Below are 205 nucleotides of genomic sequence, written 5' to 3'. Positions count from 1 at the left end.
CTTTTTCAAGCTCTGCTTTCAACGCTTCAAGTGCCGCATTGACTGCGTCTGCTTTGTCTTGAGTAGTTTTCGCTTCGATTGCTTTGTTCAATTCATCTTTCGCTGCGTCTACTTCTGCTTGTGTCGCATTAGCATCTGCTTGTACTGCTTTCGCTTTTTCTAATGCATCTTGGACTGCTTTATCTTCTTTGTCTGCTGGATCTAA

At 42.9% G+C, this 205-nt stretch carries 1 protein-coding gene; it reads right to left on the bottom strand.

Translation table 11 applies throughout. The features are described from left to right. Nucleotides 1–205 (bottom strand): hypothetical protein (locus HMPREF2603_RS13395; protein WP_186822229.1); only part of this gene is annotated, 205 nt, incomplete at both ends.

The sequence above is a fragment of the Staphylococcus sp. HMSC055C03 genome (assembly GCF_001809385.1).
Taxonomy (GTDB): Bacteria; Bacillota; Bacilli; order Staphylococcales; family Staphylococcaceae; genus Staphylococcus; species Staphylococcus simulans.
This window is presented reverse-complemented; position numbering and strand designations above follow the sequence as displayed.